The following is a 1,922-nucleotide window of genomic DNA, read 5'->3' as shown; positions in this document are numbered from 1 at the left end:
GACGCCCATCCCGAGCCCGGCCAGCACGACCGCGGGCACCAGCAGCCACACGGGTACGGGTGCGGCGACGACTCCGAGTCCGGCGGTGGCGGCCACGATGCTCATCACCAGCAGGCGCCGCCGCCCGAGCAGCCGCGTGCTGGAGCCGAGGAAGAACCGCGACACCATCGAAGCGACCGCGCGCAGCCCGAGCAGCACCCCCACCAGTCCGGAAGCGATGCCGCGTTCCGCGCCGAGCGCGGGCAGGTAGACCACCGAGATGTCCACCGCCGCCAGCACCACGCAGCTCGTGGTCAACGCCGGGATCAGGCCGGGCATCCGCAGCAGCGCGCCGACTCCGCCGGACTCGGCGGCCGCCTTCCCGCTCGACGCGGTGCGGCCGCGGATCCCCAGCGAGCAGCAGAACAGCACGACCGCGATCGCCGTCGCACCCCAGAAGATCGGCGTGGTGTCCGGGATCGCCTGCGAACCGCCGAAGGCCACGATCAGCAGCGGGCCGGCCGCCTGCCCGAGCGAGGCGGCGAAGGTGTAGTAGCCGAAAGCCGCGTCCAGCCGGGCCGAACTCGCCGTGTTCGCGACCAGCGCCTGCTGGCCGATCACCGAGCACAGGTGCCCGGTGCCCAGCAGCACGTTGCCCGCGACCAAGCCCGCGACCGAATCGCCGAACACCAGGAACGCACCGCCCGCCGCGCACATCAGCGCCCCGCCGGCGATCATCACCCGGCGCTCCCCGATCCGGTCCACGATGTGCCCGGCGGGCAACGCCAGCACCAGCGGAACCAGCGCGAAGCTGCCCGAGAGGAAACCGAGCCAGGACGCGGGCACGTCCAGCTCCAGCGCGCGGTAGGACGTCGCGGGCCGCAGCACGAAGGTCACCAGCTGGGTGAGGGTGGCGTGCGCCAGCAGCACCCAGGTCTTCCGGTCGATGTTCACAGCGCGTTCACGCGCCGATTCCACCAGGCCCTAGTCGGCATCGCTGCGGCGATGTGCGGATGGTCACGACTCGCGGCTGCCTCGCTCCGCCGGGTGGCAGGTTTCCGCTCACAGCGAATTCGACAGCGGTCGCCGGAAGTGATCGGCAACGCTCGGCCGATGGGAAACAAGGCACCCCGAACGCTGATCGAAGTCAACGGCCGCGAGCTCTGCATCCGGCAGCGCGGCGCGGGTCCCGCCGTGGTGCTGGAAGCGGGCGGCGCGGGCAACGGCAGCGGCGCGGTCTGGGGCGAGTTCGCGGACCGCCTCGCCGCATCGGCGACCGTGCTCACCTACGACCGGGCGGGCAGCGGGCGCTCGGACGGGCCGCAGCACCGGACCGTCGCTGCCATGGCCGACGACCTCGCCGGACTGCTGCGGGCGACCGGGACGAGCACGCCGGTGGTCGTGGTCGGCTGGTCGTCCGGCGGGCTGGTGGCGCAGCTGTTCGCCGCGCGGCACCCGGAACTGGTTTCCGGTGTGGTGCTGGCCGACCCGTCAGTACCGCTACCCGACACGAAGCTGCCCGCCGGGGTGCGGCTGGCGATCAGCGGTGTGCAGACCCGAGTGTTCGCGATCGCCGCAAGGCTCGGGTTTTTCCGGACGGCCCGCGGCCAACGCCTCATCGAGCGGATGGCGGGCCCGGAGATCAGCCCGGCCGGGCTCCGATTCGCCAAGCGCCAGTGGAACGACTGGCGGGAGCTGTGGCGATCGGCGACGGTCCTGCGCCGCCTGACCTCCTGCACGCGCGAGGCTTCGGCGGCGTTGCGGGCGGACCCGCCTGATGTCCCGATGCGGCTCGTGGTGCCGCAACGGCGCCCCGGCCTGCCGTCCGAGTACCGCGCGCAGCTGGATGCGACGCACGCCGAGCTTATGCGGCTGTTCCCGCGCGGCGAGCTGGTCACCGCGGCCGACGCCAGCCACGCGCTGCCGCTGGACCGGCCCCAGCT

2 protein-coding genes are annotated in these 1,922 nt (G+C 73.1%); one reads left to right on the top strand and one right to left on the bottom strand.

Annotation, left to right across the window (positions count from 1 at the left end):
• The coding region (locus tag IJH84_RS09165) for an MFS transporter (protein WP_295142688.1) at nucleotides 1-933 on the bottom strand (933 nt) is incomplete at its 3' end.
• A 159-nt stretch (nucleotides 934-1,092) separates the two neighbouring features.
• On the opposite strand from IJH84_RS09165, the gene IJH84_RS09160 reads away from it, so the two are divergent.
• Nucleotides 1,093-1,922: alpha/beta hydrolase (locus tag IJH84_RS09160; RefSeq protein ID WP_295142685.1), on the top strand; the 830-nt coding region annotated here is incomplete at its 3' end.

It is taken from the genome of Saccharopolyspora sp. (genome assembly GCF_017434145.1).
Taxonomy (GTDB): Bacteria; Actinomycetota; Actinomycetes; order Mycobacteriales; family Pseudonocardiaceae; genus Saccharopolyspora_C; species Saccharopolyspora_C galaxeae.
This window is presented reverse-complemented; position numbering and strand designations above follow the sequence as displayed.